This is a genomic window from Ruegeria sp. BJ3, from assembly GCF_056535665.1.
Map to the genome: position 1 here is coordinate 959,135 of NZ_JBQFIT010000001.1, position 14,660 is coordinate 973,794.

At 62.9% G+C, this 14,660-nt stretch carries 13 protein-coding genes; 9 read left to right on the plus strand and 4 right to left on the minus strand.

Going from position 1 to position 14,660, the window contains the following annotated elements; all coding sequences use genetic code 11:
- Positions 1–118 precede the first annotated feature (118 nt).
- Positions 119–508, minus strand: coding sequence for a GFA family protein (locus ACR3EL_RS04810; protein WP_170337644.1), 390 nt, complete (start codon positions 506–508; stop codon positions 119–121).
- Positions 509–554: 46 nt separating this feature from the next.
- Positions 555–2,828, minus strand: a complete 2,274-nt coding sequence (locus ACR3EL_RS04815; protein WP_480720650.1) for an NADP-dependent malic enzyme — start codon at positions 2,826–2,828, stop codon at positions 555–557.
- Positions 2,829–2,971: 143 nt separating this feature from the next.
- Here ACR3EL_RS04815 and ACR3EL_RS04820 point away from each other — a divergent pair, with 143 nt between their 5' ends.
- The 6 genes from ACR3EL_RS04820 (at position 2,972) to upp (ending at position 8,686) form a co-directional block, all read left to right on the plus strand.
- Positions 2,972–4,057 (plus strand): cupin domain-containing protein, encoded by a 1,086-nt coding sequence (locus ACR3EL_RS04820; RefSeq protein ID WP_480720651.1) that lies wholly within the window; start codon positions 2,972–2,974, stop codon positions 4,055–4,057.
- Positions 4,058–4,163: 106 nt separating this feature from the next.
- Positions 4,164–4,547 carry a cytidine deaminase gene (locus tag ACR3EL_RS04825; protein ID WP_170363036.1) on the plus strand — a complete coding sequence of 128 codons (384 nt, stop codon included), beginning with the start codon at positions 4,164–4,166 and terminating at the stop codon, positions 4,545–4,547.
- 11 nt (positions 4,548–4,558) lie between these two features.
- On the plus strand, positions 4,559–5,866 hold the full coding sequence (locus ACR3EL_RS04830) for a thymidine phosphorylase (protein WP_480720654.1): 1,308 nt from the start codon (positions 4,559–4,561) through the stop codon (positions 5,864–5,866).
- Positions 5,863–7,074, plus strand: coding sequence for a phosphopentomutase (locus tag ACR3EL_RS04835; RefSeq protein ID WP_480720656.1), 1,212 nt, complete (start codon positions 5,863–5,865; stop codon positions 7,072–7,074). Before ACR3EL_RS04830 ends, ACR3EL_RS04835 begins: the two co-directional genes overlap by 4 nt.
- Positions 7,071–8,057 (plus strand): adenosine deaminase, encoded by a 987-nt coding sequence (locus ACR3EL_RS04840; RefSeq protein ID WP_480720658.1) that lies wholly within the window; start codon positions 7,071–7,073, stop codon positions 8,055–8,057. The genes ACR3EL_RS04835 and ACR3EL_RS04840 overlap by 4 nt, the downstream gene beginning before the upstream one ends.
- Positions 8,054–8,686, plus strand: a complete 633-nt coding sequence (gene upp / locus ACR3EL_RS04845) for a uracil phosphoribosyltransferase (protein WP_093962638.1) — start codon at positions 8,054–8,056, stop codon at positions 8,684–8,686. The genes ACR3EL_RS04840 and upp overlap by 4 nt, the downstream gene beginning before the upstream one ends.
- 6 nt (positions 8,687–8,692) lie before the next feature.
- Here the strand turns inward: upp and ACR3EL_RS04850 are convergent, their stop codons facing one another.
- Positions 8,693–9,706 (minus strand): hypothetical protein, encoded by a 1,014-nt coding sequence (locus ACR3EL_RS04850; RefSeq protein WP_480720660.1) that lies wholly within the window; start codon positions 9,704–9,706, stop codon positions 8,693–8,695.
- 145 nt (positions 9,707–9,851) lie between these two features.
- Between ACR3EL_RS04850 and ACR3EL_RS04855 the strand changes: the two genes are divergently transcribed.
- From ACR3EL_RS04855 to ACR3EL_RS04865, 3 genes are all read left to right on the plus strand, one after another.
- Entirely contained in the window at positions 9,852–10,787 is a 936-nt protein-coding gene (locus tag ACR3EL_RS04855) for a DMT family transporter (RefSeq protein WP_170337656.1), read from the plus strand.
- The gene (locus ACR3EL_RS04860) at positions 10,784–11,431 is read left to right on the plus strand and encodes a sulfotransferase family 2 domain-containing protein (RefSeq protein WP_170337658.1); all 648 of its coding nucleotides are present in this window, start codon (positions 10,784–10,786) and stop codon (positions 11,429–11,431) included. Before ACR3EL_RS04855 ends, ACR3EL_RS04860 begins: the two co-directional genes overlap by 4 nt.
- A 185-nt stretch (positions 11,432–11,616) precedes the next feature.
- Positions 11,617–12,381, plus strand: coding sequence for a Hint domain-containing protein (locus ACR3EL_RS04865; RefSeq protein WP_367646632.1), 765 nt, complete (start codon positions 11,617–11,619; stop codon positions 12,379–12,381).
- A 55-nt stretch (positions 12,382–12,436) separates the two neighbouring features.
- Here the strand turns inward: ACR3EL_RS04865 and ACR3EL_RS04870 are convergent, their stop codons facing one another.
- On the minus strand, positions 12,437–14,638 hold the full coding sequence (locus ACR3EL_RS04870; RefSeq protein WP_480720665.1) for a 3-hydroxyacyl-CoA dehydrogenase NAD-binding domain-containing protein: 2,202 nt from the start codon (positions 14,636–14,638) through the stop codon (positions 12,437–12,439).
- Positions 14,639–14,660: the final 22 nt, after the last annotated feature.

The window sequence follows — 14,660 nt, forward strand, 5'->3', positions numbered from 1 at the left end:
CCATTTGCCTTGCAAAGTTTTGCAAATGATCCTTGTTTTCGCGCCTGGGCGGGAAATTTTTGCGGAACTTGCAAATTTGCGAAGCGTCTGGTGCAAAAGTGGCGTTGCCAGATTCGGATCAGGTCGTTGTTCCCGCATATCGGGGCAGACTGTCCTCGATGTTCAGCCAATGCAGATGCTCGGCGTGAAAAACGTGAAACCGGGGCGCGGCATCCTCGGGGTTGTCCAACGTGGCGGTATAGAGGTGAATGTTCACCCGGTCGCGGGCATTGCGGTATGCCATCGGCGTGCCGCAGGTCCCGCAGAACAGGCGTTCGACATCCTTAGACGAGTTGTACACGTGCGGCGCATCCCCCGACCACGTCACCGAACCGTGGGGCAGCCCGATGAACGCGGTGACCGGGGCGGCGCAGTTGCGCCTGCAATCCGCGCAGTGGCAGTAACAGCTCCAGGCGATCTCGGCATCGCTGGCCCATCGCACGTCGCCGCAGTGGCAGTGACCATTCATGATGACCTCCCTCGACAGGGCGGCCAGACCGGTCGGGCCGCCGTGTTCAACCGTAGTGCGCGACGGGCGTTCCGGCAATCGCCGCCATGTTCAGCAGCCCGCGTGCCGTGATCGAGGGTGTCACGATATGCGCCTTGTTGCCCATGCCCATCAGGATGGGGCCAACCTCGATGCCGTCGGCCTTCATCTTCAGAATGTTGCGCACACCGCTGGCCGCGTCCGCATGGGCAAAGATCAGAACGTTGGCCGCCCCCTCCAGGCGGGAATTGGGGAAAATCCGCTCGCGCAGTTCGGGGTCCAGGGCCACGTCCAGGTTCATTTCGCCTTCATAGATGAAGTCGCGGGGCTTGCTGTCCAATATCGCGATCGCTTCGCGCAGGCGCTTGCCCGAGCCCTCGGCCTGATTGCCGAACTGCGATTGCGAGCAGAACGCGATCTTGGGTTCGATCCCGAACCGCCGCACATGCCGCGCGGCGCCCACGGTGATCTCAGCCAGTTCTTCCGGGTTGGGCAATTGCCGGACATGAGTGTCGGCGATGAACAGCGGGCCGTCTTCAAGGATCATGAGGGACAATGCGCCGTGCGGGCGAAGATCGCCGTCATTCAGCACCTGCTCAACATAGTTCAGGTGCCAACGATACTCGCCGAAGGTGCCGCAGATCATGCTGTCGGCTTCACCCCTGTGAACCATGATCGCGCCGATCGCGGTGGAATTGGTCCGCATGATTGCCTTGGCCAGATCAGGCGTCACCCCCCGGCGCTGCATGATTTGGTGGTACGAGTTCCAATAGTCATAATAGCGCGGGTCGTTTTCCGGGTTTACGATCTGGAAGTCCTGCCCGGGGCGGACCGACAGGCCCAGTCGTTCGCAGCGTGCCTCGATCACCTCGGGACGGCCGATCAGGATCGGGGTTTCGGTGGTTTCCTCAAGAATCGCCTGAGCGGCGCGCAGCACGCGTTCGTCTTCGCCTTCGGCAAAGACGATGCGGCGCGAGGCAGCGGCGGCGGCCTCGAAGACGGGGCGCATCAGTAGGGCGGACTTGAAGACCGTCTGGTTCAGCTTTTCCTTGTAGGCTTCGATGTCCTCGATGGGGCGCCTGGCCACGCCGCTTTCCATCGCGGCGCGGGCCACGGCCGAGGACACCACACCCACCAGTCGCGGGTCGAACGGCTTGGGGATCAGGTAGTCTGGGCCGAAGGTCAGCTGTTCGCCCTTGTAGGCGGCTGCGGCCTCGGCGCTGGTGGTGGCGCGGGCCATTTCGGCGATGCCTTCAACGCAGGCGATCTGCATGGCATCGTTGATCTCGGTCGCACCCACGTCCAGCGCACCGCGGAAGATGAACGGGAAACAAAGGACGTTGTTCACCTGGTTCGGGAAGTCGCTGCGCCCGGTGGCGATGATGGCATCGGGGGCGACTTCGCGCGCGGCGTCGGGCAGGATCTCCGGGGTCGGGTTCGCAAGAGCAAAGATGATCGGCTGTTTGGCCATGCGCGCGACCATCTCGGGCTTGAGCACGTTCGGCCCGCTGAGGCCCAGAAACAGGTCGGCCCCGTCGATCACCTGATCCAGCGTGCGCAGGTCGGTTTTCTGGGCGAATTGGTCCTTGTGCGGGTTCATGTCTTCGACGCGACCCTCATAGACCAGCCCGTGAATGTCGCACAGCCAGATGTTCTCGCGCTTGACGCCCAGTTTGACCAGCATGTTCAGGCAGGCGATCCCCGCCGCACCGCCACCGGTGGAAACCACCTTGATGTCCTCGAACCGCTTGCCAGCCACGTGCAGCGCGTTGCGCGCAGCGGCCCCCACCACGATGGCGGTGCCGTGTTGGTCATCGTGGAAGACCGGAATGTTCATCCGCTCGCGGCACAGTTTCTCGACGACAAAGCAGTCGGGCGCCTTGATGTCCTCGAGGTTGATCGCGCCGAAGGTCGGCTCCAGCGCGCAAACGATATCGGCCAGCTTCTCGGGGTCGGGTTCGTTCAACTCGATGTCGAAACAGTCGATGCCGGCGAATTTCTTGAACAGGACGGCTTTGCCCTCCATCACCGGCTTAGAGGCCAGCGCGCCGATATTGCCCAGCCCCAGCACCGCGGTGCCATTCGAAACCACGGCCACCAGATTGCCGCGCGCGGTATACATCTCGGCGGTCGCCGGGTCGGCCTTGATCTCAAGGCTGGCCTCGGCCACGCCGGGCGAATAGGCGCGGGCAAGGTCGCGCCCGTTGGCCATGGGTTTGGTCGCCTTGATCTCCAGTTTCCCAGGCTTCGGATGCGCGTGGTAATCAAGTGCGGCCTGACGCAGGCTGGGTGTGTCGGACATGTCAAAACTTCCCGTTTGGAATTTAGTTTAGTGCTAAACTATTTCTTACGCAGGGGAAACCTCGAAATCGCATGACGGCGGATCCGACCCCAACTTGCAAATCCCCCAACGGCCCCTCACAGTCCCGCGCAGAGGAGACCAGCATGACCGATACCATAGCCGAATTCCGCATTCCGACCCAAGAACTGCGAAACGACATTCCGTTCTACACCAAGGTTCTGGGCATGCGGATGGACATGATCTATCCGGCGGATGACCCACGGGTTGCGGTGTTTTCGGGGCATGGCCTGCGACTGCGTGTGGAAAAGGACGCGCCCGAGGCGCCGGGCACCTTGCGTATCCTCACCGATGATCCGGACGGGTTTGCCGGCGGTCAGCGCAGCCTGGTCGCCCCCAACGGCACCCGCATCGAGATCGAAGAGCGCAACCCGCCCCTGGTGATGCCCGAGACGGTTCATTCCTTCGTTGTCCGCAGGCTCAAGGATCAGGCGCCCTGGATCATCGGGCGCGCGGGCATGCATTACCGCGATCTGGTGCCCGACCGGCTGGGCGGGTCGATCATCGCCAGCCACATCCGCATTCCCGACGGCGGCCCGGTCCCGGACATGGTGCATTTCCACAAGGTCGGGTTCCAGCTGATCTTCTGCATCCACGGCTGGGTGGATGTGGTCTATGAGGATCAGGGCGACAAGATGCGCCTGACCGCTGGCGACTGTTTCATCCAGCCGCCCGAGATCCGGCACCGCGTGCTCGAAGCGTCGGACAACGTTCAGGTGATCGAAATCGGCGTTCCGGCCGAGCATGTCACCGAGATCGACCACGAAATGCAGTTGCCTACGCCGCATTACCGCCCCGAGCGGGAATGGCAGGGCCAGCGGTTCGTCTACAACCGGGCCGAAGGGGCAGAGTGGCAGCCGTTCCGCCTGCCGGGTTATCAATGCCGCGACACGACGATTGCCGAAAACACCAAGGGCGTGGCGGGCGTTCAGGTGGTGCGCCGGGGGCAGGGCGACCCGGTCTGGGCCAGCCATGATGCCGATATCCACTTTACCTTCGTGATGAACGGGACCGTCACCCTGGAAGGTGAAGGCCGTGATCCATTTCGGCTGGAGCAGGGCGATGCCTTTGTCATCCCGCCCGGAATGCGCACGCGGCTGGCCGACCCCAGCGACGATGTCGAACTGCTCGAGGTCACGCTGCCGGGGTATTTCAAGACCGATCTGGGCTGACGCGCGGGCGCGTCGAGATTCCCGTGCAGAGGGGGCTTCAATTCCCCCGCGGATTTCCAGTAGGGTATGGCATTCTGACCAGATGATCAAAAATCGGGGAATCGCCATGTCGTTGAAAGAAGCAGCCCTCAAGGTGCGTGAAAACGCCTATGCGCCCTATTCGAATTTCAAGGTAGGCGCCGCGCTCCGCACCCCGTCGGGCGAAGTGTTCGCGGGCTGCAACGTGGAAAACGTGGCCTATCCCGAAGGAACCTGCGCCGAGGCCGGTGCGATCGCCGCGATGGTCGCCGCCGGAGAAAACAAGCTGGCCGAGGTCTATGTGGTGGCCTCCAGCCCGCAACCGGTGCCGCCCTGCGGCGGGTGCCGGCAGAAACTGGCCGAGTTCGGAGACAAGGACGTGGTGGTCACCATGGCGACGGTGGACGGGATTGAGACCCGCACGACCATCGGCGAGCTGCTGCCCGGCGCCTTCGACGCCTCGTTCATGTAAGGGCCGCGCCCATGGACGCCCGTTCGATTATCGCGAAACTGCGCCGCCGTGAGGTGCCGGATGCCAGCGAACTGGCGTGGTTCGCCCAAGGCCTGGCCGATGGAAGCGTCAGCGACGCCCAGGCTGGAGCCTTTGCCATGGCCGTCTGCATGGGCGGGCTGGGTCCCGAGGGCCGCGCCGCGCTGACGCTGGCGATGCGCGACAGCGGCGAGGTTCTGACCTGGGATCTGGACGGTCCGGTGATCGACAAGCATTCGACCGGTGGGGTGGGGGATTGCGTCAGCCTCGTGCTGGCCCCGGCGCTGGCGGAATGCGGGGCCTATGTGCCGATGATCTCGGGGCGCGGCCTGGGCCATACCGGCGGGACACTCGACAAGCTCGAGGCGATCCCCGGCGTGTCGACCCAGATCAGCCAGGACCGGTTGGCCCAGATTTTGGCCGAGACCGGTGCCGCAATCGTCGGCGCAACGGCACAGATCGCCCCGGCGGACAAGCGGCTCTATGCGATCCGCGACGTGACCGCCACGGTCGAAAGCCTCGATCTGATCACCGCCTCGATCCTGTCCAAGAAACTGGCGGCCAGCCCGGATGCGCTGGTGCTGGACGTCAAGGTGGGCAGCGGAGCCTTCATGAAAACGCTGGACGAGGCGCGCAAGCTGGCGCAGGCCCTGACCGAAACGGCCAATACGGCCGGGTGCCGGACCTCGGCCCTGATCACCGACATGAACCAGCCGCTGGCGCCCGCCTTGGGCAACGCCCTGGAAATCGCCGAAGTAATGAAGGTGCTGACCGGTGGGCAGCCCTCGCCCCTGGCCGAGATTTCGGCCGAACTTGGCGGTGTTCTGCTGTCTGACGCAGGTATGGTCGGCGACGCGCGGGCCGGGCGGGACATGATCGCCGAGGTGATCCGCGATGGCCGTGCGGCCGAACGGTTCGGACGGATGATGGCCGCGGTGGGCGGGCCGCTGGGGCTGGTCGATGATTGGGCGCGCTACTTGCCCGAGGCCAGCGTGATTCTTGAGGTCGCGGCGCAGGACGAAGGCTATGTCACCGCGATGGATGGCGAGGCTCTGGGCCTTGCCGTCGTGGCGCTGGGCGGTGGCCGGCAGGTGGAAAGCGATGTGATCGACCCGGCAGTGGGCCTGTCGGGGCTGGTGCGGCTGGGCGAAAAGGTCTCGGACGGAACGCCGCTGGCCGTGGTCCATGCCGCGCGAGAGGACGCCGCGCAGCGTGCCGCGCAAGCCGTGCGTGCCGCAATCACCATCGGCCCGGCGCCCGTTCCGGTGCCGGAGCTGGTACAGGAAAGGATCCTCGCATGAGCCGCGCGTTCCTTGTGGTGATGGATTCGGTGGGCATCGGCGGCGCGCCGGATGCCGACCGCTTTTTCAACGGCGACGTGCCGGATACCGGCGCCAACACGGTGGCCCATATCGCGCAGGCCTCCGCTGAAGAGCGGGCCGAGGATGGCCGGTCCGGGCCGTTGCGCCTGCCCAACCTCGATGCGCTGGGGCTGGGGGCGGCGGTGCGGCTGGCCTCGGGCGCGGATGTGCCGGGCTTGGAGGCCGACCCGACCGGCCTGTGGGGGTGCGCGCGCGAACATTCGCCGGGCAAGGACACGCCGTCGGGTCATTGGGAGCTGGCCGGGCTGCCGGTGCCGTGGGACTGGCACTATTTCCCCGACACGGTCCCCACGTTCCCTGATGATGTGACCCGCGCCGCCGCACAAGCTGCAGGTACCGAGGGCATTCTGGGCATATGCCATGCCTCGGGTACCACGATCATTGCCGAACTGGGTGCTGAACATATGCGCACGTGTTGGCCGATCTGCTATACCTCGGCCGACAGCGTGTTCCAGATTGCCGCGCACGAGGAGACGTTCGGGCTGGAGCGCCTGTACCAAATGTGCCGGACACTGGCCCCCATGCTGCACGAGATGAAGGTCGGACGGGTAATCGCGCGCCCCTTCGTGGGTTCGCCCGAACAGGGGTTCGTCCGCACCACCAACCGCAAGGATTTCGCCATCACGCCGCCCGCGCCGGTGCTGACCAACTGGGCGCAGGATGCCGGGCGCAAGGTGCATGGTGTGGGCAAGATCGGCGACATCTTCTCGATGCAGGGGATCGATACGCTGGACAAGGGCTCGGACGCCGATCTGATGGGTCACCTCTCGCGCCTTGTGGACAGCGCCGAGGACGGCAGCCTGACTTTCGCAAATTTCGTCGAGTTTGACAGCCAGTACGGCCACCGGCGCGACATCTCGGGCTATGCGCGCGCGCTGGAGTGGTTTGACGCCCAGATCGGCCGTATCCTGCCCCGGCTGCGCCCGGGCGACCTGTTTCTGTTGACCGCCGATCACGGCAACGACCCCAGCTGGGTCGGCACTGACCACACCCGCGAACAGGTGCCGGTGCTGATCGCCGGCCTGGGGGCCGGACAGATCGGGCAAGTCAATTTCGCCGACGTGGCCGCCAGCATCGCCCATCACCTGAACATTCCGGCGCAAGGGCCGGGAAGGACCTTTCTATGACCGTCGCAGACCTGCCCAAGATCGAACTGCACCTGCATCACGAAGGCGCGGCCCCGCCCGCCTTCATCCGCCAGCTGGCGCATGAAAAGAAGGTTGACCTGAGCGGCATTTTCAAACCCGACGGCAGCTATGACTTTCGCGATTTCGCGCATTTCCTCAGCGTCTACGAGGCCGCTTGCGAAGTGTTGAAAACCCCTGAGGATTTCCGCCGCCTGACGCTGGCGATCCTGGAGGAAAGCGCGGCGAACGGGGTGGTCTATTCCGAAACCTTCCTCAGCCCCGATTTCTGCGGCGGGGGCGATCTGTATGCCTGGCGCGACTATCTGGCCGCCATTCAGGACGCCGCTGACGAGGCCGAGCACAAGTTCGACATCACCCTGCGCGGCGTGGTGACCTGCGTGCGCCATTTCGGACCCGACAAGGCCAAGCGCAGCGCGCGCTGCGCCGCCGAAACCGCGGGTGACTGGATCACCGGGTTCGGTATGGGCGGGAACGAGGCCATGGGCCAGCAGGCCGATTTCAAATGGGCCTTCGACTGCGCGCGCGAGGCCGGATTGCGCCTGACTACCCATGCCGGCGAATTCGGCGGCCCTGAAAGCGTCCGCGATGCGGTCCGCGCGCTGGGGGTCGAACGTGTGGGCCATGGGGTTCGTGCCATCGAAGACCCCGATTTGGTACATGAACTGGCCGACCGGGGCGTCACGCTCGAGGTCTGCCCGGGCTCGAACGTGGTGCTGGGACTGTACCCGGATTTTGCGGCCCACCCGATCGCGCGGCTGCGCGAGGCGGGTGTGAAGGTCACGGTTTCCACCGATGACCCGCCGTTTTTTCATACCACCATGCGCCGCGAATATGAGATGCTGGCCCAGGCCTTCGGCTGGGACGCCGAGGATTTCGCCGCGCTGAACGACACCGCCCTGAACGCCGCATTCTGCGATGAAGAGACCCGCGCAAGGGTCAGAAAAAGACTGGAGAACACATGAGCGAACATCTGACCGTCGTCGACCACCCGCTGGTTCAGCACAAACTGACGCTCATGCGGGACAAGGGCACCTCGACCGCCTCGTTCCGGCAGTTGCTGCGCGAGATCACGCTGCTGCTGGCCTATGAAGTCACGCGCGAGATGCCCCTGACCACGCGCCATATCGAAACCCCGATGGAGGAGATGGACGCGCCGATCCTGGCGGGCAAGAAATTGGCGCTGGTGTCGATCCTGCGTGCGGGCAACGGGATGCTGGACGGCGTTCTGGAACTGGTGCCCTCGGCCCGGGTTGGATTTGTGGGCCTGTATCGCGATGAAGAAACGTTGCAGCCGGTGCAGTACTACTTCAAGGCCCCCGAAGGCCTTAAAGATCGGCTGGTGATTGCGGTCGACCCGATGCTGGCCACCGGCAATAGCTCGGCCGCTGCGATCGACCTGCTGAAACAGGCCGGTGCCACCGACATCCGGTTCCTGTGCCTGCTGGCCGCCCCCGAAGGCGTGGCCCGCATGAAAGAGGCGCATCCCGACGTCAAGATCGTTACCGCCGCGCTGGACCGCGAGCTGAATTCCAAGGGCTACATCATGCCCGGTCTGGGCGATGCCGGAGACCGGATGTTCGGCACCAAATAGGCACGCCTAGTCGCTGCAGATATTCTGCAACCGCACCCAATCGCGGTCGGGCATAACCTGATCCAAAGGCTGACCCGTCATCGGGTCGGCCTCGATCAGACCCAGCACCGTTTCGCCCGTGATATCAACCGCATAGGCATATGGGGTTGAGGGCAAATTGGCGGACGCAAACGCCTCCAGCAAGTCGTCTTCCGGAACTGCGGGGCGGGGTTCGGCCAGAACCTGTTCGGAATAGGTGTCAACGATCTGAGGCGTCAGTTCGCCCGTCGTCAGCAGACGAAACGCTGCAGTAGGCCCGGTTTTGTCCAGGAGATCGTCCAACGGATCATGCAGCCTGGCCCGCGTGCGTTCAGCTATCACGTAACCGGCGGCCACCGCGGGATCTTCACTGTCTTCAACCAGCGCTCGGTTCAGCAGCACGATCCCACCGGGAAGTGACAGGCTTTCCTGCACCCCGGCCGGCAACACAACGATCCGTCGCACACCTGTTCTCTGGGCCAGCTTCTGCAGCGCCGGCTGCGCGTCCGCCGAGGCGCAGGCCCGGCCCGAGACCCGCTCGATCCGTTGCAGGATCGTGTTCCCGATGTCCTGCCGTTTGATCTCAGGCACGACCTTTTCGACATGGCTTTGCAGGGCGCCGGGCAGCCAGAACAGCAAGACCGCCGCGACAGCCGCAACCACGCCGCCGACGCTGGCCCACCGCAGGCGTCCGGGATGCGGGCGCGCCCGTTCGATGGCGCGTTGCAAGCGGTCGATTGCCTCGATCATGGTGGTTTCGGACTGCTCCAGCTCCAGTGTCTCATCCGGGTCGCCGTCTGGATTGAATATTGCGGGGAACTTGCCCGGGTTCTGCCTTTCAAGTGCGGCAAGCGACCAGTGCGTCAGCGCGCGATCGTTGAAATCGGTGATGGTCAACGTTGCCTCGCCGATCGAAACAACCACTTCGCGCCGCTGCTCGTCGGGCGACGGGCGCCACAGACCGGTAGCCTCGATCCGCTGGTATTGTTTCAGTGCCGTCATTTCGATGAGGTCTGCTCGTTTTTTCTTTTGTCGATTCCTAGCACGGAGAGATTAATCCGCGCAAACCTGTTGCGTGGTGATTTGGAAATGTGCTCGATAACCGGGACGCGTAGTTTCGGCCAAAGGGCCCGGAGGCCAAGGCCACATGCAGACAGCACATCCTTCTTCACCGGTTCTTGCATCGGTTCTGATGGTCTCGGCCATGGCAATCATCGGCGTCGTGGACAATTTCGTCATTCGGCTGGCCGAAACGATCGGTCTGTGGCAATTCCACCTAAGCCGGGCCGTGATGATGCTGCCTCTTATCGTTGGACTGTCGTTTCTTGGGTTTGGAGGGCTGCGACCTCAGAGGTTTTGGGCGGTCCTGCTGCGCAGTGTTCTGATCACCCTGGCGATGTTGTTCTATTTCAGCTCACTGGCTTTGATGCCAATTGCTCAGGCCCTTGCGGGGCTGTTCACATCACCGATCTTCGTTCTGTTGATTTCCGCGCTGTTGCTGGACCAGAAGATCGGCCCCTGGCGGGTCCTGGCTGTGCTTATGGGTTTTGTCGGAATCCTCTGTGTATTGCAGCCTGACCCCAATGCCTTTGATGCGACCAGCCTTTTGCCGGTGGCAGGCGGCTTTTTCTATGCGCTCAGTGCGATCCTGACCCGAACGCATTGTGCAAACGAAAGCACCGTCGCTTTGCTGGCCGCGATGATTGTCACGCTTGGGCTGGCCGGCGCTCTTGGTCTCGCCGTTTTTTCGGTTTTGCCGGTTGTGGAGTCTGACGGCCCGGCCGGTTTTGTGACCCGGGGCTGGGTCTGGCCGATGGAGGCCGCTCTGCCGTGGGTCGCATTGCAGGCGGTTGGGTCCACGGCTGCGGTATTCATGCTGATCAAGGCCTACCAACTGGGCGAGCCGTCATATGTCGCGGTGTTCGAGTATTCGGTCATGATCTTCGGGCCGGTTTTTGCCTGGGTGGTGATGGGGCAGGGGATCGGACCGCTGCAGATTGCGGGCATCGCCCTGATCGCCGCGGCCGGCGCAGTGCTGGCGTGGCGGGCGAGCGTGGTTCCCCAACGGGAACCGGCGCAATGATTCTATCAACAGGGCGGACCTACATCTTCATACATATTCCCAAGACCGGGGGAACATCACTGGCGCTGGCGCTCGAGCAGCGGGCCATGAAGGACGATATCCTGGTGGGCGACACCCCCAAGGCGCAGCGCAGAAACAAACGCAACAGGTCACTGAAGACGGCGGGAAGGCTGTGGAAACACTCCCGTCTGACCGATTTGCGGGGGCTTTTGCCCGACCAGCAGATGCAAGAGATGTTCGTGTTCACGCTGATCCGCAACCCGTGGGACCGGATGGTCAGCTATTACTACTGGCTGAGGGATCAGTCCTTTGATCACCCAGCAGTCCATCTGGCCGGGCGGCTGGATTTTGAGGCCTTTGTTCTGCACCCTAAAATCCAGCAGTCCTTTCGGGAAAACCCGTTCCCATCCTATGTCAGAGACGCCACCGGAACCGATCTTTGTCGCGCATACATTCGGATCGAAAGCTTTCAGCGGGATGCGGCCCCACTGTTCGATCATCTGGGGTTTCGTCTGGACCTTCCGCATGAAAACCGGTCAGCCCGGGGGGCGGAATACGCCAACTACTACTCGGTTCAGGCAAAAAAGGCGGTGTTTGACGTTTGTCGCGAAGACATAGAGAGATTCGAATATCAGTTCGAATAAGGCTGGTCGATTATTTCCCAAATTGTGCAAAACGCTGACAAATGCAGGCTTTTGTTTATAGGAAACGCGATTAATGGGGCGAAAAAGGCCCAAATTGGCCCGAAATATGGCAAAACTAAGTCGCTCCCGAAAACTTCGTGCTAGCCCAATGGGATAGTTTGAAAGTGCCAAAAGGGGGTAGGCACGTGTTGGAAGTAGTGAGTGTTTCGGGGTTTTCCGAAAATAATATCCAGACCGTACCGGGTGACGCCGTTTCGGTCAGGCGTGGCGGATTGCTGCATGGAACGAAGGTTGCCACCACCAATGGCTGGAAGCTGGCCGAGGCATTGATCGCCGGGGATCTGGTCAGAACGATGGACAACGGATTCCAGGAAGTGAAACGCTTGTCCCACGACAGAATAGCCGTACCGGCTGGCGAGACCCGTCCTGATTTTCTGCCCGTGCGCGTGCCGTCACGCGCGGCATACAACGGTCGTGAGGTCTGGCTGATGCCCGAGCAGGGAATGGCCGTAGCCTTGTCTTCTGATGGAAACATAGACGAGGGGCTGGCGATCATTCCGGCGCGCCTGCTGAGCGGGCACTTCAGCTTTTCCTCTCAGACACCGGCAGAGGAATTCCAGGTCACATCGCTGTTTTTTGAGCAGGACGTAGTGGTCTTCATCGAGGGTGGCTTTCAAGCCTTCTGTTCCTCGTGCCGCATCCGTTCGCTGTCTGGTCCGTCCCGACGGTCCTACGCGGTGCTGGAGGAATCCGAGGCGCGGAGCCTCGTCACATCTATCGCAGAGGCGGGCGAACTGTCGGCCCTTGCAAACCCGTTGGGTGCACTGCCTGCACCCATCCCGCAGGAACCGATCTTTCCGATCCGTCCCCCATCGGGGGTGCGGCGTCCGGGACGTCCGGGGCGGCCCAACGTGCCGGCTTTGTTTCTGCGGCCTGAATGGCAGACCTGACCAAACACCTTAAAAAAGATGCTGGCGCATGGGATCATGTGCCAGCATCACTTGGTCAGGCAGCTTTGGCTTCGGGGTCGAAGCGGCCGTAGAAGGTCTGACCTTTTTCGGCCATCTCGCGCAGTAGCGGCGGGCAGGCGAAGCGGTCACCGTACTTCTCCGACAACTGGTCACAACGCTCGGCCGCGTAAGGCGCACCGATGATATCAAGCCAGCTGAACGGACCACCTGACCAGGGCGCAAAGCCCCAGGCCAGGATGGCGCCGACATCGCCTTCGCGGATGTCTTCCAGAACACCTTCTTCAAGCGCGCGCACGGCTTCAAGAACCTGTGCGAACATCAGGCGTTCCTGTACTTCGATCAGGTCGGGCTGCTGCTCGGCCAGCGGATATTTGTCCTGCAGACCTTTCCAGTAGCCGATGCGCTTGCCATTTTCGTCATAATCGAAGAACCCGGCCTTGGACTTGCGGCCCAAGCGACCCTGTTCTTCCATCCAGAAGATCAGATCGTCCGCAGGGCTTTCCGGGTAGGCGTCGCCCATTGCCGCCTTGGTCGCCCGCGCGATCTTGGCGCCCAGGTCGATCGAAGTTTCGTCGGTCAGCTGAACCGGACCCACCGGGAAGCCCAGTTGACGGGCGGCGTTGTCGACCAGAACCGGGCTGACGCCTTCGGTGATCATCCGTGCCCCTTCGTTGATGTAGGGGATGATGCAGCGGTTGCAGTAGAAGAACCGCGCGTCATTGACCACGATCGGCGTCTTGCGGATCTGGCGGACATAGTCCAGCGCCTTGGCCACGGCCCGGTCGCCAGTTTCCTTGCCCTTGATGATCTCGACCAGGAACATCTTCTCGACCGGCGAGAAGAAGTGGATGCCGATGAACTGATCGGGCCGCTTGCTGGCCTTGGCCAGTTCGGTGATCGGCAGGGTCGAGGTGTTCGAGGCAAAGATGCAGTCCTCGGGGATGATCGCCTCGACCTTCTGGGTCATCTCGGCCTTGACTTTGGGGTCCTCGAACACGGCTTCGATGATCAGATCGCAGCCCGCCAGCTTTTCAAGATCAGGCGTGGCGGTGATGCGGGCCAGCATGGCCTCTTTCTTCTCGGCCGTGACCTTGCCACGCTTCATGCCCTTGTCCAGATAGGCTTCGGTATAGGCCTTGCCCTTGTCGGCGGCGGCTTGATCGCGGTCGATCAGCACGATCTCCATCCCGGCCTGCGCCGAGACCAGCGCGATGCCCGCGCCCATCATGCCGGCACCCAGAACGCCCACCTTCTTGACCGACTGGTCCGGAATGCCCTTCGGACGAACGGCGCCTTTTTCCAGCGCTTCCTTGTTCAGGAACAGCGAACGGATCATCGCGCCCGAGGACGGGTTCATCAGCACCGAGGTGAACCAGCGCGCCTCGATCTTCAGCGCTGTGTCGAAATCGACCAGTGCGCCTTCATAGACCGCGCTCAGCAAGGCTTTGGCCGCCGGGAAGGCGCCTTGGGTCTTGCCGTTCACCATCGCCGAGGCGCCCACGAAGTTCATGAACCCCGCAGGGTGATACGGTGCGCCGCCGGGCATCTTGTAGCCCTTGGCGTCCCACGGCTTGACCAGATCGGCGTCCTTGGCGTTCAGAACCCATTCCTTGGCCGCGGCCAGCGGATCGGCTGCGATCTCGTCGATGTAGCCTGCGCCCTTGGCCTTTTTCACGTCCAGCATCTTGCCTTCCAGCAGCAGCGGAGCCGCCGCGATGGCGCCCACTTTGCGGACCATACGCGTGGTGCCGCCTGCGCCGGGGAAGATGCCGACCATGATTTCCGGCAGGCCGTATTTGGCCTTGGGGTTCTCGGCGGCAAAGATGCGGTGCGTGGCCAGCGGCAGCTCCATCCCGATGCCGGCGGCGGTGCCGGGCAGGGCGGCCGCGATCGGCTTGCCACCTTTCTTGGTCTTGGGGTCCATGCCGGCCAGCTCGATCTTGCGCAGCAGGGCGTGCATCTTCATAGTGCCTTCGAACAGGCCCTTGGCCGGGTCGTCGCCCGCCTGTTCCTTCATCACCGCCAGCAGGTTCAGGTCCATGCCGCCGGCAAACGAGCCTTCCTTGCCGCTGGTGATCACGATGCCTTTGATCTCGTCATCGGCCAGCGCCTGATCAATGCAGTCGTTCAGTTCGGACAGGCCGTCGAACGACATCACGTTCATGGTCTTGCCGGGGACGTCCCAGGTGATGATGCCAACGCCGTCGGCGTCTTTGGTCAGTGTAAAATCAGCCATTTTTCTTCTCCTGATCCCCGCC

What these genes read in the sequence shown, in the direction of transcription:
- ACR3EL_RS04860 (WP_170337658.1), top strand. Translation starts at nt 10,784, where the DNA reads ATGATTCTATCAACAGGGCGGACCTACATCTTCATACATATTCCCAAG.
- ACR3EL_RS04830 (WP_480720654.1), top strand. Translation starts at nt 4,559, where the DNA reads ATGGACGCCCGTTCGATTATCGCGAAACTGCGCCGCCGTGAGGTGCCG.
- ACR3EL_RS04850 (WP_480720660.1), bottom strand. Translation starts at nt 9,706, where the DNA reads ATGACGGCACTGAAACAATACCAGCGGATCGAGGCTACCGGTCTGTGG.
- ACR3EL_RS04810 (WP_170337644.1), bottom strand. Translation starts at nt 508, where the DNA reads ATGAATGGTCACTGCCACTGCGGCGACGTGCGATGGGCCAGCGATGCC.
- ACR3EL_RS04825 (WP_170363036.1), top strand. Translation starts at nt 4,164, where the DNA reads ATGTCGTTGAAAGAAGCAGCCCTCAAGGTGCGTGAAAACGCCTATGCG.
- ACR3EL_RS04870 (WP_480720665.1), bottom strand. Translation starts at nt 14,638, where the DNA reads ATGGCTGATTTTACACTGACCAAAGACGCCGACGGCGTTGGCATCATC.
- ACR3EL_RS04840 (WP_480720658.1), top strand. Translation starts at nt 7,071, where the DNA reads ATGACCGTCGCAGACCTGCCCAAGATCGAACTGCACCTGCATCACGAA.
- ACR3EL_RS04855 (WP_170337656.1), top strand. Translation starts at nt 9,852, where the DNA reads ATGCAGACAGCACATCCTTCTTCACCGGTTCTTGCATCGGTTCTGATG.
- upp (WP_093962638.1), top strand. Translation starts at nt 8,054, where the DNA reads ATGAGCGAACATCTGACCGTCGTCGACCACCCGCTGGTTCAGCACAAA.
- ACR3EL_RS04820 (WP_480720651.1), top strand. Translation starts at nt 2,972, where the DNA reads ATGACCGATACCATAGCCGAATTCCGCATTCCGACCCAAGAACTGCGA.
- ACR3EL_RS04835 (WP_480720656.1), top strand. Translation starts at nt 5,863, where the DNA reads ATGAGCCGCGCGTTCCTTGTGGTGATGGATTCGGTGGGCATCGGCGGC.
- ACR3EL_RS04815 (WP_480720650.1), bottom strand. Translation starts at nt 2,828, where the DNA reads ATGTCCGACACACCCAGCCTGCGTCAGGCCGCACTTGATTACCACGCG.